The following is a 17,288-nucleotide window of genomic DNA, read 5'->3' on the forward strand; positions in this document are numbered from 1 at the left end:
TGCCCTCTTCTGTTTTGGTTCAAACAACCTGACCGCTATTCCTCAGAATCATCTCCACTATTTCTGCTAACTGACTCATTATCAACCAACGACGTCAGCATGACGGTTTCAATTTTTTCGCCCTTGGCAAACTTACCCAGACGATAAGCGGTGGTAGCATCTCGCCCTTGACGAGGAATAGAGGCAACAGGAATTTGAGCACTACGGCTTTGAGTCGTGATGAAAATGATGTCACCGTTAGCAGGGCTTGGCAATACAGCCGCTAGGTTATCTGTCTTCAGTTTGAATAGAAAGGCTTGAGTACCAATACCACCCCTTGACCCGAGATGAACAGCAGAAATCGGCAACCGTTTTGCGAAGCCTGCTGCCGATATCATTAATACACAATCGCTATCGTCCTGAATGCGAACACAGCCGACGACGCTTTCCTGTTTGCGAAGGCGTAGAGCTTGCGGTCCCTGCGCTGTCCGTCCCATGACCGCAAGATTTTCGTCATCGATCGCAAAGCGAATGAGCCGTCCTCCTGAGGTTGAAATCGCCAGTTCCTCACCCGCTTTAGCCAATGTCACAAAGGCCAACTCATCTCCCTTCTTGAGCTTCAGAGCCATCAGTCCCCGACCAGTAAGATTCTGAAATTCTGACAGCAGCGCTCGTTTGATGCGTCCTTGCCGAGTGAGCATTACCAATTCGTGGGCAAGCACATCTTCAGTCAGCACCAATTGAGCGGCGATCGCTTCTGGACTCGACTCAACAGAATTCGGCAGTAGATTGACCAACGGCACCCCTTTAGACTGGCGCTGTGCCTGAGGAATATCCCCAATCGTGAGCGTGAATGCCTTACCATCCCGCGTCAGCACCAACAGTTCTTGAACCGTGTTGGCCGTTGCGACCTGCAAGGTGGTGTCCTCAACTTCTTGCAGAACTTCCGTAACGGTGTCTGGTTGTCGAGCCTGTCGTCGCTGATAGGCTCGAACTGATGATCGCCGCACATATCCCTTATGGGTGAACTCTAGAACAACCTCCTCTTCCTGATGCTCAGCTAGGATCTCGGCCAGCTGTTCCGTTTCTTCTCGCCGCTCTGCCTCAGTTTGAATCCGAGTCCGGCGCTCGTCGCCAAACTTTCTCTTGAGTGATCGCAGTTCCTTTTTCAGGGCTTTGAGGAGTTCACGGCGATCGCCCAATAGTCCCTGCAGCTCATCGCGACGAGCCATTAGTTCTTGGTATTCATCCTGTAGATTTTGTCTCTCCAGCCCTGTCAGACGTCGTAGCGGCATTGCCAGAATCGCATCAGCCTGCCGTTCACTGAGGTCAAAGGCATCCCGCAGAGACACTTTCGCGGTGGTGCCATCCGGTGCATTCCGCAAAATATCAATGAGCTGATCCAGGTTATCCAGCGCTCGAATTAGCCCTTCGACGACGTGAAGCCGCGCCTCAGTTTTCTCCAGCTCATACTGATATTGACGAGTCAGCGTCGTTTCCCGAAAATCGAGAAAGGCTTGCAGCATCTCTCGCAGGGACAGCTGCCGGGGTTGCCCATTGTTGAGCGCCAGCATGATCGCCCCGAAATTGCTCTGGAGTGGCGTTTGGCGATAGAGCGCATTGAGGACAACTTCAGGCTGCGACTCTCGCTTCAGCTCAATCACCACCCGCATCCCGTCGCGATCACTCTCATCCCGAATATCAGCAATACCATCAATGCGGTTGTTATTCACCAAGTCGGCGATTTTCTCAATCCACCCGGCCTTGTTGACTTGGTAAGGCAGCTCAGTAACCACGATCGCCGTGCGTCGCTGTCGTCCTTTTCCAGGGCGGACCTCCTCTAGCTGAGTGATGCCCCGCATGGGAATACTGCCCCGCCCAGTGCGGTAGGCATCATGGATACCTTTAGTGTCAATGATCTCTCCGCCCGTTGGAAAATCGGGTCCTGGAATCAACGCAAATAGGGACTCGTCGGAAAGGCTGGGGCGATCGATCAGGGCAATCAATCCATCCACCACCTCACCCAAGTTATGGGGAGGAATATTGGTTGCCATACCCACAGCAATGCCAGAAGAGCCATTAAGCAGCAGATTTGGCAACTGAGCTGGGAGAACGATGGGTTCCTGCTGGGAATTGTCGAAGTTATCGATGAAATCGACGGTCGCTTCACCAATTTCGTCTAATAGAGCTTCATAGCTGACAGACGCCAAGCGAGTTTCGGTATAGCGCATGGCTGCGGGCGGATCGTTGTCCACCGAGCCAAAGTTGCCGTGTCCCGCCAGCAGCGGATAACGACTGGAAAAGTCTTGCACCATGCGGACCAGAGCGTCGTATACCGCTTGATCACCATGGGGATGATATTTACCTAATACATCGCCCACCACACGGGCGCATTTTCGAAAGGGGCGATCAGGACTCAACCCTAATTCGTACATGGCATACAAAATACGCCGATGGACGGGTTTGAGACCATCGCGGACATCGGGCAAGGCCCGCCCCACGATGACACTCATGGCATATTCCAGATAAGACCGCTGCACCTCTGTATGAAGAGGGGTTGGTACTACCTGCCCCGATGAAAGTATGTTGAGTTGATCCGCCATGAATCCCTGTCCTCTGAAATTGGGAACTAATAAAAAAGTCCGGCTGCATTCTGCCCAATAAAGCAAGTTCTGACAATGCTGTAAGGTATATGCAAATATCGGGTGTATCGCAATAATCTACAGCTACGATTAATTCATAACTATTTTAGATACAGTCCATAATGGGCAATGTATCAAGGTTTGTCCCCCACCTGATGCTCCCGTTGTTGAAGGAAACACCATGAAGACCGTCCTCATCGTTGAAGATGACATGATTAATGCCCGTGTATTTTCAAAAATACTCTCTAAGCGGGGTGGCTTTACCGTCAAGCATACGGAAGATGTCGATGAGGTGATGGAAATTGCACGAACTCGGCAAGCAGATGTCATTTTGATGGATGTCTCTCTCTCCCACAGTATTTTTGAAGGTAAGCCCGTTGATGGCATTAAAATCACTCAGATGCTGAAGGCTGATCCAGTTACGTCGGATTTGCCCGTGATTTTGGTGACGGCTCACGCTATGCAGGGCGATCGCGAAAATTTCCTTCAACAAAGTGGCGCTGATGGCTACATTAGCAAACCTGTGGTTGATCACCAGAAGTTTGTTGACGAGATCGCTGCCCTCATGCCGAAATCATAGCAGAGCATTTGTACTATGACGCATGAGACGGACTGAGAATGTTTTAGACCATATTTCGCAGATGCTTGACGCATCCCCTGCCGTATCGACTCTACACCCTCTTCATGCAGCTTCACCTCTCTACTTGGCCTGAAATTGAAACTTATTTGCAAACCTCGAAAGGGCTCATTTTTCCCATTGGGTCTACCGAGCAGCATGGCCCAACGGGACTGATTGGAACGGATGCCATCTGTGCAGAAACGATCGCTCGCGGTGTGGCTGAGGCCACGAGTGCGATCGTTGGCCCCACCATCAACGTGGGCATGGCCCTACATCACACCGCCTTCCCCGGCAGCATTAGCCTCCGCCCCAGCACCCTCATCGCACTCATCCAGGACTATGTGAAACCGTTAGCCCGCAACGGGTTTGAGCGCTTCTTTTTCATCAATGGGCATGGCGGCAACGTCGCCACGCTGAAAGCCGCCTTTTCAGAAACCTATGCCATGCTGAGCGATTTGAATCTGGACAATGCTGGACGAGTTCGCTGCAAAGTGGCCAACTGGTATATGGGTCGATCCGTGTATGCGATCGCCAAAGAACTCTACGGCAATCAAGAAGGCTCCCACGCCACACCCAGCGAGGTGGCGCTTACCCAATTTGCTTATCCCGACCACATCAAGCAGGCTGAGCTAACACCCCAGGTTGCAACCTCAGGCCATCCCATTTACGGTGCTGCTGATTTTCGGGCCCACTATCCCGATGGCCGCATGGGATCGAATCCAGCACTAGCAACCCCTGAACACGGCAAACGGCTGTATGAAGCAGCGGTCAAAGACCTCAGCAGCGACTATCTTCAGTTTCTATCGGCTTTATAGAGACTGAACTTATCGGACAGTGCCGAGTTCAAGGATGAATTAGTCAGATAGCTAGCCCAGAATAGTCTCCTTAAATCGCCCATCCTGCTATCCGTTCCACACAAGTTGCTCCATTGACGGCATAGCAAAGATTGCATAAACCGATTGCAGAAGGGCAAAGGAGTTGAACCGATGCATATAGCGGCATGCATTTGAGTCAAGCACACCCTGTTCTCTAATTCCCTGTTCCCTTAGGACACTGAGATACACTTGACCAAGCTGCACAGGGCTATAAGCACCCCCCAGTTTGAGACCGCTCAACCGAATACCCTTTCTGCGAGGTCCAGGACGGCAGATTCGTCCTGGTCGATAGGAGTCTGGGGGCAAAACGAAATTGCCCCCAGTCGCCCGCCTTAACGAAGCCGATAGAGTCGTCTTATGACCCATCGCAAACAGTAGCCAGAAGCCCTACTGTATGGAGCTTGGACCGACTTTTGCCCAAGGGACAGCATGCTGTGGGATTTCAAGCTATTGCTTCTTGATAGGGGCTAACCCAATCATTCCGTTATTAAGTCGTAGGAACCGAAATAGATTAATCAGATGCAATTGTACGGAGTGTGTGAAGACAGAGATCATGTAAGGACGTGATACACCACGTCCCTCAGTTCCTACATCGTTTTCTTCAACAGCCACAGCCCCGTAAAGGTTATGCCGGAATCGTCAGGACGAACCAGCAGAAAATGTAAACCGTTGGCCTGCTGTTGGCGATCGCTAAACCCCTGTCCCGCCACCTTGACCTGCTCATCTTCGAACGTGGTCAGCACCCAGCGGTCAACAAGTCCCGCCTCTAGAATGACGCCATCCGGTGCACCGGGAATATAGTTCAACGAAGCGGGCTGCTGCTCTTGCAGCCACTGACATAGCAGCATGGCTCGTCGCCCCGCGTCGATAATCACTCCGGGAACGGGGGCGGTACTCGCCAATCCTGCTTTGAGGGGCAGCCACTCAGTCGGAACAGCTTGAACTGGAATCGGTTCGTGAATCAGATTCTCTTGAAAATCCTGGGCAGAAAGACTGCCGAAACGCCACTGCTCACCCCACAGGTTTTCGGGAATCGGGGTTGGAGCCGGACGATCCAATTCGATAGGCGTGTAAGGTTCGCCAGAGTAAGTTGACTGGTTTTTATACCACGAAGCTCGCTGCACCAACCACTGCTTGAGAACGGGCGTATGGCGCATTGGTTTGACAGCAATATCCAAGGATTGAGCTGCGGCTTGCACTAAAGAAACCGACTGGGGACGAAAAACTCGAATTTCTTCTGGGGTTTGCTGGGATTTTTGGAGAGCCGTTTTCAGCTGCTGCTGTAGCCACGGACTGTTGACTTCGTGTTGAGGGGCGATCGCGCCATAGGTAAACTGAAAATCACTATCGCAAATCAGCAATTCCCACAGCGGATTTTGAGCGTCATCCTGCAAAGGACGCCGATAGCAGTCAGCTTCCCAAATCGTCATCGTTCACCTACGTCATCCGGGTTGACAGTCACAACATTCAGGCTCCTCATTCTACTGTAGGGCGTTGTCATCGTGAAAAGCGCTATCCTGGCTAGGTAGATATCGTGCCCTAATGGGTGTTCCGAAAGCTTTGTCAGCGCCAAATACCCCAGCTATGTGGGTTGTTGAAGAATACATGGCGGGCGAAATTCTGGATGTCGCGACAAAATCCTAGACTTTACTGGTATCCAAGCCTTTCTCAGCCATGACTGCCAATGTCAAGATTGCCAAATGGACGCTCCAGCAGTATCACCAGATGATTGCTGCGGGTATTTTGGAAGGTCAGCCAGTGGAATTGTTGCATGGAGAGATCATTGAGATGTCGCCAGAGGGAGAACCTCACGCCTTCTATAGTCGCACTAACGCAAAATATTTAGAGCAGCTACTAGGAAACCGGGCCGAGGTTCTGCAAGGCAAACCCATCACCATTTCAGCAACCCAGTCTGAACCAGAACCGGATATTGCGATCGTGCAGCCTTTGGGAAGAGAGTACTTACAACATCACCCATATCCAGAAAATATCTTCTGGGTCATGGAATATGCCAACACCAGTTTCAAAAAAGATTCTGTGGTGAAGGCAACAGCCTATGCAGCAGCAGGTATTCCTGAGTACTGGATAGTCAATCTGCAAACAATGGAGCTGATTGTGATGCGGCGTCCAGTTCAGCAGGAATACACTTCACAGTTCACGCTGACAACAGGCACCCTCTCACCCGTCGCTTTTCCCGATATCCCTGTATCTGTCCCACAATTGTTGGACTAATCAACGCTATCTTCAGTTTGAGCTGGGGGAGAGATTCGCCCTATTGTTTTCAGCTTTCGTTATTCCCTACAGCTGGTCAACCTGCTCGGCGGACAATCCGAGAAGTTCGGCGACCTGCTCAACTGACATTCCCGTTGCCAGCAACTTCCTCGCCCCTTGAATGAGCTGCATCTGGGATTGTTCTCTAGCAGCTCGTTCTCGTTCGGTATCCGTGAGGAGCCAGGTGCCATCCTCCTGACACCAGCGTAGCCAATGTCCGGGAATGCCCTCGAAGGTACCCTGCCAAATGCCTAGGCCAATGTCCAAATCAGCTAGCCAAACGTTGGGATTAGTTGCGAGAACGGGCTGTTCCTGATACTGACCGCCGACGAACTGGAAGTACCGTAGACGTTGCGTCGGACGGTCATAAACCAGGTAGTGGGGGATCCGCAGGAACTGTTCGTACACCACCAATTTTCGGGGAGGCTGTTCTGTGTCGGCTGGTGGGGTTACTGAATCTGCTGAGGTTTTCGGCGATCGCCCCTCTTCTTCCTCACCACGATAAAACCGCCCCAAATCATCTCGCTCTGTGCCGGGAGATAAAAACTCAATCAGCACGTGGGGATTACGACCTTCCTGCCAGGTGACATAGCTGCGTCGCATATCGTGTCCGTCGTAAAGACGAGGAACATCGACCGCCAAGAACCAATCGGGTCGCTTGTACCACAGCGGATGATGGACGTCGTAATAAAGATTGAGGTCAGCCCCAGTAAACCACTCATCGTTGGTATAGTGCTTCAGCGCTAATGTGCGACTGAGCAGTTGGGGTTGTAAATCATGAAACTCGTCTGGCAAACCCGGCTCTCCCACATATTCGCTCGGTAAATCATACATGTCGGGTAGGGTTTCCCGGGGAGAGCGGGGTGGATCGGTTTGGGGCACAGAGTACCCAGTAGCGAAGGAGGTCATAGCGGCTAGCGGTCTACTATAGGGGAATGGATGATTGGCGATCGCAGCGCATCAACGCATAATATAAGCACTGCTTAAGATATTGATTTTGAGGCAGTCTGATTACGGTTTTTTTCGCTAATTTCGGCACCCTAAAGGCTACCTAACGGAGCCATTTCAATCCTCATGTAGCCCTGGTCAAAATAGCCACGCCCTTCCTCACACTGAGGCTCATCCATAACAGCAGCGAATTCATTCCAAGTGGCTTTCACCCAGGTATCCGTTTGCATCTGTGAGGTTGAGAGGATCATGTTTAGACACTAAACGAACAGCGATCGCTGAATCTAATTTTAGTCCAGTGCTCTCGGCTGTACGACTTCGAGGTTGAGAGTGGTCAACAAAAGATAAGTAACCCTTAAGCGTTACGTTGCAACCGATAAGCGATCGCTGAAAACGCTTGAACGTTACGTTGCATCACTTGAGTGTTCGTCTACAACCAACAAGCGTTGCTTTGCACTCCTTGAACGTTCCTAATGCCAATTAAGCATTCCTCTGCACTCAAGTTAGATCCATTTTGGCAGGGGTAGGGTGGGCACTGCCCACCACTAAACAAGACTTACGCAGAATATAGGCATTGCCGAGGATATTGATTGTGAGGCCTCTTTTGACGCTGGTTTCGGTGGGCAGTGCCTACAGGCTCTAGCGACATGTCCTTTTTCGCTGCAATCATTTGTAGCGCTTCCAGCAGGGGTAGGGTGGGCAGTGCCCACCACTAAACTTACGCAGGAATAGGATATTGATTGTGAGGCCGTTTTTACGCTAATTTCGGTGGGCAGTGCCCACCCTACAGGGCTGGTTTCGGTGGGCACTGCCCACCCTACAGGCAAGCCCCCTTCAATGAAATCCACGAGGTTGCCAAGCAGTTTGTGCTGGCAAATGCGCGGCACCCTGAGATAGCGGGTATTCAATTTGACGGCATCACCTAGAGCTGTGAGGTGGGTCGCGGCGCGGTGCCAGGTATAGAAATTCCGAAATACCTGTATCCTCGTAGACATGAACCGGACCATAAAACTTAAGGAACGCCTAAAGAGCTTATAGCCTAAACTTTACAAATCCTTTACAAATCTCGACGCGAGAGAAGAGCACCGACAACCCCACACCCAACCGCACAAAAACACCACCCACCACACGCCCCCGCACCCCAACGCCAACAACGGGCAGGTGGCCTCTTGGTGCTGCCAGGTCAAAAGTGAGTTGCGAATAAAACAGCCAAGATTCGGCCTGCTCGAAGCTGCCTTCGCCGGTCCGCCAACCAACGGTTTTTCCGAATCTTTCCCAATCGCTATTGTGTTCGGTTGGGATACCGCAGCTTTGCCAAATGTCTTTCTGCACGCTAAAGCCAAAGCGTCCCTGGCTGTAATGCACCCAGAGCCTGTCAATATTTCGCAAGTCTCGACAGGGAAACTGCCCGATATGTTCGACAGCCAGCCAGCCTTCTTCTTGGCGATCCATGACTTCCAACATGCATCTGGCGGTTTCCTTATCAGCGGCTTTCCAGTCTTTGGCAGCGAGTAAGTCTCGCAGCTTGGCGTAGTAGTCGGCTCCAACTCGCTCTGAGCTGAGGTCAAGCAGGTCTGGCTGTTGAGGTTTCCGTCTCGCTGTGGCTGGCAGTTTGCGCGTAGACTCAGCTGCTTGCTGTGAAATGTTCCTTTTCGGCTGTACGTCTTCAGAAAAGGTATTTGAGCGAACATCGCTGACGGTCGTGGTGGTAGCGGTTGAAGTCTCGGCTGAACGATCGCTATCCTCAGAGCTGGAAGCCGGTGTAGTGCGGGGAATCGGAGGGCTGATTTCGTTGCGAATCTCTGCCCACAGGTTCATCACTTCTAAATCTTGTCCCATCGCCAGTGCATTGAGCCGAATGCAGATTTGCTCCGCCACAGTCGGGTTGGTGCGCCTAAACCGATGGACATCAAGTTTCAGGAGATCAATGTCGGCCGGTCGAGCGTATTGGGGAATTAGAATGAAGTGCTGCTTTTCCAGGGGGTCAACGCTGATGCGAGGGACCTGTGCGGGACTATAACCATGCTGTCGGCACAGGTCAGGAACTCGCTGCTTCAAATAGCTGCCCAATCGCTCTACGGTAGCGCAGCTCCGTTCTCCTGATAACTGAAGAGCCTCAAGGAGGGCATAGGTAAACGCGCCTTGCTGAAGCGCGTCGATTTCCCAGGATTTTTGCGTTGGCTGACAAGAGGACAGGGTAATGACGCCCTTTTGAGATTCTCGACCAATACCGCCACTGTCTCGAGCCCCCTCCGTGCGGCAGGCATCCAAAATCATAATGACGTTATCGGCACCGCAGCGATTCAGCCGCTCTCGGACGTAACTAATGGTGAGTCCAGCAATGACCTCCACCCCCCGAGAGTTAGCGTCCATCGGCATCAGATAGTCTTGACCTTGATGGCGTTCGCCATGCCCAGCAAAAAAGAACCAACAGTTATCGCCCGCGTTTAGAAACGGTGTCTCAAAGCGGTCTTGCAAAAAGGTAATCAAATTACCGTAGGTCGGCTGGGTGAAAATCGGATGTCCGCTGGGGAGGGTCAAAGGCGGCGAATTGTCGGTGAAGCAACAGACCTCAAAGTCGGCCTTCCGAAAGAACGCCGTGATCTGCTCAGCATCCTGTCTGGCATATTTCAACTGCCTGAAGTTGACAGGATTATATTCGTTGATGCCGATGACGAACGCCCAATTTTTTGCCATTGCGGTGGATCAAACCTAACTTGAGCTTTTCTTCTTGAAGTGCAGCGTCATTGCCCCACTGCCACCTACTTTTGTGCCCGATCCTAACAGGCTCAATTGCCCTTCGCCATTGACTTCCACAGAAAGTTCAATCTCGTCCAGCTCCATATTGCCAAGTTCGGTGGCACGAGCTTGGGCATTTTTGATGACCCGCCCCATCGTTTGCAAAAAATCGGCCATGCCCTGTTCTAACTTCTTTGCCGAGACTGGAATTCCTGGAGGGTTTGTTGGCACTGGAGTATTCTCTCCATAAGGATTTGGCAAGGCTCCGCCATTGCGTCCCCTGATAGGTCCTCTATCGGTTAAGACATAAATAAAGTCGTCAGTCATGGTTAATATAGGATTTCTTGCTTAACACTTTAGAGGTTACCGTCCTTAAACCGTTGGCTATCTCCTTAAACAATAAAGAAACCATCTATTCGGTAGAAAATTTATCGCTTTGCTTCCCATAGGCGAATTAAGACTTTATCCGAAGGGGAGGAACGACAGCCAACAGCACAATCTCCAGAAGAAGAACTATGCGTTCAGATATTGACCCTCAAAGAATAGAGCACCTGATGGAAATGTTGGGTCGTGAGGCTCGTGGTTCCGGGAGCATTTACTTCACAGGGGGAGCAAGTGCTCTGCTAATTGGATGGCGCAGTTCTACTGTTGATATTGATATTCGTCTAGATCCCGAACCACCTGGTATTTTCCAAGCGATCGCCAAACTCAAACAGAAGCTAAACATCAACATTGAATTAGCATCTCCCCAAGACTTTTTACCTCCTCTTCCAGGATGGCGGGACAGAAGCGTCTTCATCGGTAAACGAGGTCAAATTTCGTTTTACCACTATGACTTCACAGCCCAAGCCCTTTCCAAACTCTCACGGGGATTTGATCGTGACATAAGTGATGTTCGAGCTATGTACGAGCGAGGATTATTTTCAGTAGAAGATTTGCGTGACTGTTTTGAAAAAATCAAGCCTGAGTTAATTCGCTTTCCTGCCTTAAATCTGGGTGCTCTTGAAAGCAGAGTTGCAGTATTTATCAAGCAAGTTGAACAAATATCTGAGGATGATAGGTCATGAAGTTGTCAGCATTGCCAGGGGCAGAGTTGGTTCTGCCCGGATTAAAAGATTTGCAGAATGGCAAGACGGACACTGTTGAAGCGCTGTTAGTTGCGATCGCCTCGACCCGCTTAACTCAAGCGGGTTTAGATGTTCCTAGTTGTTTAGTGGCAGAGCCAGAACTTGCTCTATACGGACAGCTTGAAGATATTCGGGACGATGCTTATCCGCACTACAACGCTCTGCTGAGCAGTCTTAATAGCTTTTGCAATGCCCTTGAAATCACCTCTTATCAAGAGCAGCTTCAATAGCTCGTCATAACTCAGGGTGAGTAGACACCATGCATAGAGGCGAAGCGGCTGTGAGCTTTTCTACTGTGCTGCGTAGGGATGTGTTAACCGAGCCATATCCTAAGGGCTTCCATATCACATCCCTACACCAGTACCCGTGTGGGGAGCCAGCAGATAGCTCCCCCGCGATACCGCTAGGGCAAAGTGCGCCTGCGAGTCATGACGCTGATGAACTCACCACTGCGGCCTGTAGGTAGCGGATCGCTCCAGGCGGTTCGATCGCAATAGCCCAGCGAGGCCAAGCGTTTCATCACTTCAATCAGCGCCGCATAGTCGCCTAGCAAAATGTGACGTACGGTCTCCTGATTGAAACTCGGTAGATTGAATCCGGTAGAGACTGGCGTCTCTCCGTCGGTTGATTGAAACATAACGCATCTCCGTTTTCGGTAAAGGAAAACGGGGAACTTTCCAGATCCCTATGAGCGCTAATTTGCCAAGGACTTCCCAAAGACGACTCAATGCCCGTTTTGATCAGGCTTTGATACACTTCAGCAAAATTCCATAAAACTACGTCAAGCCGAGCGATCGCCGACTTCGCCGCAGTTTGCAAATCACCTCTTGTAGCGGTAGGGCAAGACAGTGGGAATACAATGACCCCAGGCGTCTCGACTTACCGATGCTAAGTTCGGGATGTTCAGGGGATTGGAGAAGCTGGTACCTTCTCTTTTCCCCGCCTGAAATCATTTCCCCGCAAGCCATACCCTACAAGAAGCCGGGCGAGAGTTCAACCGTATTTCAAGCTTTAGCGATCTATAGCCCTGTGCAGCTTGGTACTGAGAACTTAATCAGATTCGCCGGTAACTCAATCATTCAAAACTCAAAACTGAGAACTTAAATTAGCACCTAGCCAGAGGCTCACCATACCTACAAGCGGCTACTCAAATCATGACCAGACCAGCACGAATACCCACCGTCACGGCTTCGGTTCGGCTGGCGACATTCAGCTTAGAGAGGATAGCGCTGATGTGAAATTTAACCGTGTGTTCCGAAATCATCAGCTCATCCGCGATCGCCCGATTGCTGAGTCCGGCAGCTAGCTGATTGAGCACTTCAATTTCCCTTGGGGTCAGGGGTTCAATAGGAGAATGGATCTCCAGGTGCATTTTGGCAGAACTGCCGTCAGCCAGGGAGATAACTTCAGCCAACTCAGGATACAAAACGACCGACCCCGTTAGGATCGCCGCGATCGCCCCTCGCACCTGCTCAACCGATACCGTCAGCGGCAAGATGCTAACGCCTCCGGTTTTCACCAATCCAGACAATCGCTGATGCAGCAACGAGGGAGCCTCGTCCTCAGTCTGGGATAGAGCCGGATCCCAAGTGCCCAGCAACAGCAAAACAGACAGAGTCGTTTCAAACGGCCATTCCGTGACTAGCTGGACCAGCGCTTGAGCAGTTGGGTGGCTGAGTTCCGGCAGAGCAAGCAGCACCAAATCAGCAGGCTGAGTTTGCAACCCAGAAATCAGCTGCTTGAGGTCAGCCATTTGGTCTACAATCTCAACGCCCGCGATCGTGGCCATTGCCGCCAGACCCGCCCGAGTCACCGAGTTCTCTGCACATATAACAACCTGTGCCATGCCTCAGCGTTCGCCTACCGTGACGGTCACAGTCTGTGGCTGCCCCCCGCGCAATACCTGAACCGTGAGCGCCTGCCCCACACTCTGCGGTCCCAGATAGGTTTGAATCTGCTGCACCGATTCAATCGTCTCGTCATTGATCGTCACGATGACATCACCCAGCAGCAACCCCGCCTGATCCGCCGCGCTACCCGATTCCACACTCACCACAATGACCGCCGACTGATTCGCCAAATCATGCTGTTGACGAACGGCTTCAGACAAAGGCACCGTCTGCATTCCTAATCCCAGGTAGCCCCGCGCAATTTTGCCGCGCTGCTGGAGCTGCTGTACCACTTGATTGACCGTCGTTGCCGGAATCGTCAATATCCTCCGGCGAGGACCAAAGGTGTTGAATCCCACCACTTGACCGTCTGCATTAATCAACGGACACCCGGCACTGCCTTGGTACAAACTCAAGTTAACTTCAATATATTGGTCCAGCTGGCCGCCACTCTGACTACGCCAGGGACCGCTGATTTGGCTAACCATGCCCAAGCTCGCAAACAATCCCCGGCGAACGGAGCGCCCTACAGTCGTTACCAGTTGCCCGAGAGCCAGATCTTGATTGTTGCCCAAAGAAACCACGGGCAAGTCGGTCCCCTCTGGCAGCGCCAGCACCGCCACATCCGTTGAGGCATCGCTACCCAGCAGTTCGGTTTCAACGGTCTGGCCGTCAGGCAATCCCAGCCTTAAATGATCGCCTTGGCGCAGCGCCTCACAGGAGGTCACAATAAGCCCCTTTCGCCAATGGATACCCGTTCCGGCTGAGCGCTGACCTTTGACAGCGACAATGGCTTGGCTAGTTTGAGTGATGATGTCAGAAAGAGCGTTGGAGAGAGCAGCGATCGCAGTTGTCATTGAAATCGTTCAAATGTGTTGACCTCTCGATTGTTGCTGAGACCCCACGAGTCCGACATCACCGATCTGAGTAGGCCATCCCCTACCCATTCGTCTAGGAAAGGGCGATCGGCAGCCGAACGCTAAAGCAATAAACTTTGGAATGGGTGAGTATTTTTCCAGCGATAGGTATTAAAATCTCGCTGATCGACGGAAAGTATACGCCCATGCCCTAGATGCTCTGCCAAAATGACCAATGATGCATCTGCTAAATCCATTGGTAAGTTTTGATATTGGTTCATAAGATTGAGCACTCTAGAACAGTGTCCAGGGGTTAAGTCAAATACCTGAAGAGCACCCGTTGAGACTTTATTCAGCAAAGCAGCAGGTGCATTTATGCCAACCCTTTGCTGTAAGAGATAACAGGTTTCCGTAATGACACACCAAGTTGTGATAAATCCTTCTGTTTGAAATTCAGGAAATCGTGCTAGAGCTTGTTGGTGAAACGTATCGCGTTCATTAGCCAGTGCTAGCCAAAAGCCAGAGTCAACGATAACCATATTTTCTCTCTAGTCCCTCTGCCAAATAGGTTTTGTAATTGATTGATAGATCTTCTTCAGCACTAACACAGCCAATCAGGTCAGACCAATCCGCAGTATCGGAGGCTAAGGTTATGGGGGCTGAGAAAGACTGAGAAGCCTGAGTGATTTGAGGAATTTGGTCACCTTTTTTGAGGAGCTGGATAAACTGGTAGACCAGATTTAGTGCCTCTTGGGGCAGGATTTGGAGATCTTGCTGGATTTGCTCAAGGGATGCCATGACGATCACTGCCTTAATGTAGATGGGCAATTTGCTAGCATTTTAGCAATTGAGTTAGTGCTCTCTCTTATTCACGCTTCAGTATAGTTCCAGTCTAAAGACACAGAGCTGAACGAACGTTCTGTCACAATTTCAGCCCAGGACTTCAGTTCAATTCGCATCCCAAATCACCATCGACCTGGGTCAGCTTCTGATCGATGGTACTCAGTTGGAAACGCCTGATTTACTGAGCAAGTTACCGACTGTTTGCCCAGCGTAAAGTTGTGGGTTGAGTTTTGCTCGCTCAATCCAATCCACGGGAGATTGCGATCGCTAAAGCAATAAACTTTGGAATGGGTGAGTATTTTTCCAGCGATAGGTATCAAAATCTCGCTGATCGACAGAAAGTATACGCCCATGCCCTAGATGCTCTGCCAAAATCACCAATGATGCCTCGTTGAGGGGGCTTGAAGGCATTCATTTATAATCAGTGGGTTACTCTTGCTTTTCCTGGTGCAACCCCCACTCGATTACATAGGTCGTTCAGCGGACAAGACCAGCATTTGGGCGATCGCCCCTGACAGATATGTTTGCCAAAGGGAACCAGTAGCTGGTTGATTTCGACCCAGTATTGCTGAGGCAGCTTCTGCTCTAGGGCAGCCATCGTTTTCTTGGGGGTTCTAGTCGCCACATAGCCCCAACGATTGGTCACCCGATGAACGTGAACATCAACGCTGATACACGGATAGCCTTCAGCCACTCCTAGCGCTAGGTGAGCACATTTGGGTCCCACGCCTTTGAATTGAGTCAGTGCCTGTGGCTCTTTGGGCAGCTCACCCCCAAAATCATCTAGGATCTTTTGCGAAAGCTGATGGATTTGCTCGGCCTTATTGTCTGGAAAGGTAGAATCTCGAATCAGCTCAAGAATCTCTTCCACGCTTAGCTTCACCATTTGCTCCGGGGTTCGAGCCTGCGCAAACAGCTTGTGCGACACCGGAATACTCACTTCATCGTAGGTCCGAATGGAAATGATGCAGGATACCAGCTGCTCGTACAGTGAGTTGAACCCTTCATCAGCTAGCTGAAACATGGCTGCTTTAGGAAAGGGCTTCACCGCCTCGCGTAGTCGCGGAATTGCTTGCTCAATATCAAACGTTGGCTCTATCAAAGCGCTTATTAATGAAACGGTCTTTTTAATGATGACGGGTTTTCGAAAAAAGGACGAAGGATTCCTAGCTGGAGGCATTACAATCAGGCCTTCTGCGGATGTCCGTTCAGAGTTGAGGTTGGGGTTTAGCTGTACCTGTCGCTCATGGCTTGTTATTCAAATAGAACTTAAAGTTGGCTCACTCCCAAAATCCAGCTTGCTAACTTCTGCCTAAGTCGAATAAGTCTCGTAGAGGAAACAGCTCCTAAAATTCCTACTAAGATGTCTCTATCAACGACAGCCATGCGGGTAAGACGGATGATGCTGGTTTTCTTAAGGCCAGTTGAGTTAAAGTCGGCATCCGTTGCTGAAATTAGTTCATCGATATCGTCTACCCGCTGGTTTACCTGAGAAGAAATCATGCAGATCAGCCAGTCGTCGTATTGGGTAGGGCATTGACGCAAGACTAAAGCAGGTCGTAACTTTCCAGCACGTTGATTCGTTTGCGGAAAGGGAAATAGGACTATTTGGCCTTCATTCAACATCAAAATGTCTCTCGCAGGTTCTCAATGGTGTATTCAGCAGGTTCGTCTTCTAGACCACGCATTGCAGCATTAAGGGAGAACTGTACCCATTGATCTAATTCAGTTTTTTGTTCGCATTTTTGGTCTCGCATTCGCAAGTACTCAACCACCTCAAAAACGATATCTTGTGCTGCTTTTGACAGTTCGTGAAAGTGTTCTATCGAAGGCTGATGCAGGGATGTTTGCTGCGATTCGGACGCAGGTGCGACTTCCTGCTGGATGAGTTGTACTAGAAAATTCAGCAATGCCAATTGTTCAGGGAGTTCTAGCTTTTGTATGTGCGGAAAGAGATCTTGAGCTTGCATGGGGAATACCGATTGGCAACTTTGGGGTTTAGAGAACGGATTTTGGATTGGGGATGACCGTTAAAGAATTGATGCAGCTTGCGAATTCACTCCAATAAAACGTCTTCATACCAAACGAACTTTCATGTCTGCAATGTAGACTCGACAACTGGTTCCCCAAACATGGCTGCGAAGGAGTGCAAATAGATTGCCTGCGATCGTGACAGGGGCATCACTCGCCCCAGCCATCGCGTAAACTTCACCTGCCCTGTATTCGTGCTTGATCGAGCTTGTGGACTCTTGCTCAAGGTATTCGTCGACTGAGAGTCGAGGTTGTGGAGAAGCAATCATGGCGATCCTATTCTCCATAGGTCTGTTTCTACAGGGTATACCGATTCGCAAGTTTGGATTGGAGGGAGGATTGGGATGATGTTGAACGTCACACGTTTAGATCCAATCTCTGTGGCGATGGACAAGAAAGATGAAATTCGCCCAGCCCTAAACTAAGGGCTGGGCGAATTTATGCAGACCGGAATGATTACCCGTCATT

At 50.7% G+C, this 17,288-nt stretch carries 19 protein-coding genes and 1 pseudogene; 5 read left to right on the forward strand and 15 right to left on the reverse strand.

The annotated features are described in order from the left end of the window. Positions 1-35: 35 nt before the first annotated feature. Complete coding sequence (gene gyrA, locus PN498_RS09020) at positions 36-2,582, reverse strand: DNA gyrase subunit A (RefSeq protein WP_272062394.1); 2,547 nt, start codon at positions 2,580-2,582, stop codon at positions 36-38. A 220-nt stretch (positions 2,583-2,802) separates the two neighbouring features. On the opposite strand from gyrA, the gene PN498_RS09025 reads away from it, so the two are divergent. After that, on the forward strand, positions 2,803-3,201 hold the full coding sequence (locus PN498_RS09025) for a response regulator (RefSeq protein ID WP_272062395.1): 399 nt from the start codon (positions 2,803-2,805) through the stop codon (positions 3,199-3,201). Between the two features lie 104 nt (positions 3,202-3,305). Continuing rightward, positions 3,306-4,055: a creatininase family protein gene (locus tag PN498_RS09030; protein ID WP_272062525.1), complete on the forward strand. Its 750-nt coding sequence runs from the start codon at positions 3,306-3,308 to the stop codon at positions 4,053-4,055. Between the two features lie 647 nt (positions 4,056-4,702). Here the strand turns inward: PN498_RS09030 and PN498_RS09035 are convergent. Further along, a complete protein-coding gene (locus tag PN498_RS09035; protein ID WP_272062396.1) occupies positions 4,703-5,545 on the reverse strand; it encodes a Tab2/Atab2 family RNA-binding protein in 843 nt (280 codons plus the stop codon). 244 nt (positions 5,546-5,789) lie between these two features. Here PN498_RS09035 and PN498_RS09040 point away from each other — a divergent pair, with 244 nt between their 5' ends. Next, positions 5,790-6,347 carry a Uma2 family endonuclease gene (locus PN498_RS09040; protein WP_272062397.1) on the forward strand — a complete coding sequence of 186 codons (558 nt, stop codon included), beginning with the start codon at positions 5,790-5,792 and terminating at the stop codon, positions 6,345-6,347. A 66-nt stretch (positions 6,348-6,413) separates the two neighbouring features. Here the strand turns inward: PN498_RS09040 and PN498_RS09045 are convergent, their stop codons facing one another. The 4 genes from PN498_RS09045 to PN498_RS09060 all read right to left on the reverse strand — a co-directional run bounded on the left by PN498_RS09045 (position 6,414) and on the right by PN498_RS09060 (position 10,400). Further along, a complete protein-coding gene (locus PN498_RS09045) occupies positions 6,414-7,295 on the reverse strand; it encodes a Uma2 family endonuclease (protein WP_272062398.1) in 882 nt (293 codons plus the stop codon). 131 nt (positions 7,296-7,426) lie between these two features. Continuing rightward, complete coding sequence (locus PN498_RS09050) at positions 7,427-7,585, reverse strand: hypothetical protein (RefSeq protein ID WP_272062399.1); 159 nt, start codon at positions 7,583-7,585, stop codon at positions 7,427-7,429. Between the two features lie 781 nt (positions 7,586-8,366). Then, a complete protein-coding gene (locus tag PN498_RS09055) occupies positions 8,367-10,031 on the reverse strand; it encodes a GUN4 domain-containing protein (protein ID WP_272062400.1) in 1,665 nt (554 codons plus the stop codon). Positions 10,032-10,046: 15 nt separating this feature from the next. Further along, entirely contained in the window at positions 10,047-10,400 is a 354-nt protein-coding gene (locus PN498_RS09060; RefSeq protein ID WP_272062401.1) for a Pepco domain-containing protein, read from the reverse strand. Between the two features lie 188 nt (positions 10,401-10,588). Here PN498_RS09060 and PN498_RS09065 point away from each other — a divergent pair, with 188 nt between their 5' ends. Next, positions 10,589-11,140, forward strand: a complete 552-nt coding sequence (locus PN498_RS09065) for a DUF6036 family nucleotidyltransferase (protein ID WP_272062402.1) — start codon at positions 10,589-10,591, stop codon at positions 11,138-11,140. Further along, positions 11,137-11,430 (forward strand): hypothetical protein, encoded by a 294-nt coding sequence (locus PN498_RS09070; protein ID WP_272062403.1) that lies wholly within the window; start codon positions 11,137-11,139, stop codon positions 11,428-11,430. Before PN498_RS09065 ends, PN498_RS09070 begins: the two co-directional genes overlap by 4 nt. A gap of 173 nt (positions 11,431-11,603) precedes the next feature. Here the strand turns inward: PN498_RS09070 and PN498_RS09075 are convergent, their stop codons facing one another. The 9 genes and pseudogenes from PN498_RS09075 to PN498_RS09115 all read right to left on the reverse strand — a co-directional run. After that, complete coding sequence (locus tag PN498_RS09075; protein ID WP_272062404.1) at positions 11,604-11,837, reverse strand: hypothetical protein; 234 nt, start codon at positions 11,835-11,837, stop codon at positions 11,604-11,606. Between the two features lie 510 nt (positions 11,838-12,347). Beyond that, on the reverse strand, positions 12,348-13,046 hold the full coding sequence (locus PN498_RS09080; protein WP_272062405.1) for a helix-turn-helix transcriptional regulator: 699 nt from the start codon (positions 13,044-13,046) through the stop codon (positions 12,348-12,350). Positions 13,047-13,049: 3 nt separating this feature from the next. Beyond that, positions 13,050-13,946 carry a S1C family serine protease gene (locus PN498_RS09085; RefSeq protein WP_272062406.1) on the reverse strand — a complete coding sequence of 299 codons (897 nt, stop codon included), beginning with the start codon at positions 13,944-13,946 and terminating at the stop codon, positions 13,050-13,052. Between the two features lie 122 nt (positions 13,947-14,068). After that, positions 14,069-14,485, reverse strand: coding sequence for a type II toxin-antitoxin system VapC family toxin (locus PN498_RS09090; RefSeq protein ID WP_272062407.1), 417 nt, complete (start codon positions 14,483-14,485; stop codon positions 14,069-14,071). Beyond that, positions 14,472-14,744 carry a DUF2281 domain-containing protein gene (locus PN498_RS09095; RefSeq protein WP_272062408.1) on the reverse strand — a complete coding sequence of 91 codons (273 nt, stop codon included), beginning with the start codon at positions 14,742-14,744 and terminating at the stop codon, positions 14,472-14,474. Before PN498_RS09095 ends, PN498_RS09090 begins: the two co-directional genes overlap by 14 nt. 466 nt (positions 14,745-15,210) lie before the next feature. Then, positions 15,211-15,969 (reverse strand): endonuclease III domain-containing protein, encoded by a 759-nt coding sequence (locus tag PN498_RS09100; protein WP_272062409.1) that lies wholly within the window; start codon positions 15,967-15,969, stop codon positions 15,211-15,213. A gap of 89 nt (positions 15,970-16,058) precedes the next feature. After that, positions 16,059-16,415, reverse strand: coding sequence for a type II toxin-antitoxin system PemK/MazF family toxin (locus PN498_RS09105; protein ID WP_272062410.1), 357 nt, complete (start codon positions 16,413-16,415; stop codon positions 16,059-16,061). Further along, complete coding sequence (locus tag PN498_RS09110) at positions 16,415-16,759, reverse strand: hypothetical protein (protein ID WP_272062411.1); 345 nt, start codon at positions 16,757-16,759, stop codon at positions 16,415-16,417. The genes PN498_RS09105 and PN498_RS09110 overlap by 1 nt, the downstream gene beginning before the upstream one ends. A 111-nt stretch (positions 16,760-16,870) precedes the next feature. Further along, a pseudogene (locus tag PN498_RS09115) lies at positions 16,871-17,089 on the reverse strand (Uma2 family endonuclease); the annotation flags it as partial. Between the last annotated feature and the right edge of the window lie 199 nt (positions 17,090-17,288).

This window comes from Oscillatoria sp. CS-180 (assembly GCF_028330965.1).
Classification (GTDB): Bacteria; Cyanobacteriota; Cyanobacteriia; order Phormidesmidales; family Phormidesmidaceae; genus Halomicronema.

Coding starts and splice junctions, on each gene's coding strand:
- PN498_RS09025 (WP_272062395.1), top strand. CDS start 2,803: ATGAAGACCGTCCTCATCGTTGAAGATGACATGATTAATGCCCGTGTA.
- PN498_RS09075 (WP_272062404.1), bottom strand. CDS start 11,837: ATGTTTCAATCAACCGACGGAGAGACGCCAGTCTCTACCGGATTCAAT.
- PN498_RS09030 (WP_272062525.1), top strand. CDS start 3,306: ATGCAGCTTCACCTCTCTACTTGGCCTGAAATTGAAACTTATTTGCAA.
- PN498_RS09060 (WP_272062401.1), bottom strand. CDS start 10,400: ATGACTGACGACTTTATTTATGTCTTAACCGATAGAGGACCTATCAGG.
- PN498_RS09070 (WP_272062403.1), top strand. CDS start 11,137: ATGAAGTTGTCAGCATTGCCAGGGGCAGAGTTGGTTCTGCCCGGATTA.
- PN498_RS09110 (WP_272062411.1), bottom strand. CDS start 16,759: ATGCAAGCTCAAGATCTCTTTCCGCACATACAAAAGCTAGAACTCCCT.
- PN498_RS09100 (WP_272062409.1), bottom strand. CDS start 15,969: ATGCCTCCAGCTAGGAATCCTTCGTCCTTTTTTCGAAAACCCGTCATC.
- PN498_RS09035 (WP_272062396.1), bottom strand. CDS start 5,545: ATGACGATTTGGGAAGCTGACTGCTATCGGCGTCCTTTGCAGGATGAC.
- PN498_RS09105 (WP_272062410.1), bottom strand. CDS start 16,415: ATGTTGAATGAAGGCCAAATAGTCCTATTTCCCTTTCCGCAAACGAAT.
- PN498_RS09090 (WP_272062407.1), bottom strand. CDS start 14,485: ATGGTTATCGTTGACTCTGGCTTTTGGCTAGCACTGGCTAATGAACGC.
- PN498_RS09050 (WP_272062399.1), bottom strand. CDS start 7,585: ATGATCCTCTCAACCTCACAGATGCAAACGGATACCTGGGTGAAAGCC.
- gyrA (WP_272062394.1), bottom strand. CDS start 2,582: ATGGCGGATCAACTCAACATACTTTCATCGGGGCAGGTAGTACCAACC.
- PN498_RS09085 (WP_272062406.1), bottom strand. CDS start 13,946: ATGACAACTGCGATCGCTGCTCTCTCCAACGCTCTTTCTGACATCATC.
- PN498_RS09055 (WP_272062400.1), bottom strand. CDS start 10,031: ATGGCAAAAAATTGGGCGTTCGTCATCGGCATCAACGAATATAATCCT.
- PN498_RS09040 (WP_272062397.1), top strand. CDS start 5,790: ATGACTGCCAATGTCAAGATTGCCAAATGGACGCTCCAGCAGTATCAC.
- PN498_RS09065 (WP_272062402.1), top strand. CDS start 10,589: ATGCGTTCAGATATTGACCCTCAAAGAATAGAGCACCTGATGGAAATG.
- PN498_RS09080 (WP_272062405.1), bottom strand. CDS start 13,046: ATGGCACAGGTTGTTATATGTGCAGAGAACTCGGTGACTCGGGCGGGT.
- PN498_RS09045 (WP_272062398.1), bottom strand. CDS start 7,295: ATGACCTCCTTCGCTACTGGGTACTCTGTGCCCCAAACCGATCCACCC.
- PN498_RS09095 (WP_272062408.1), bottom strand. CDS start 14,744: ATGGCATCCCTTGAGCAAATCCAGCAAGATCTCCAAATCCTGCCCCAA.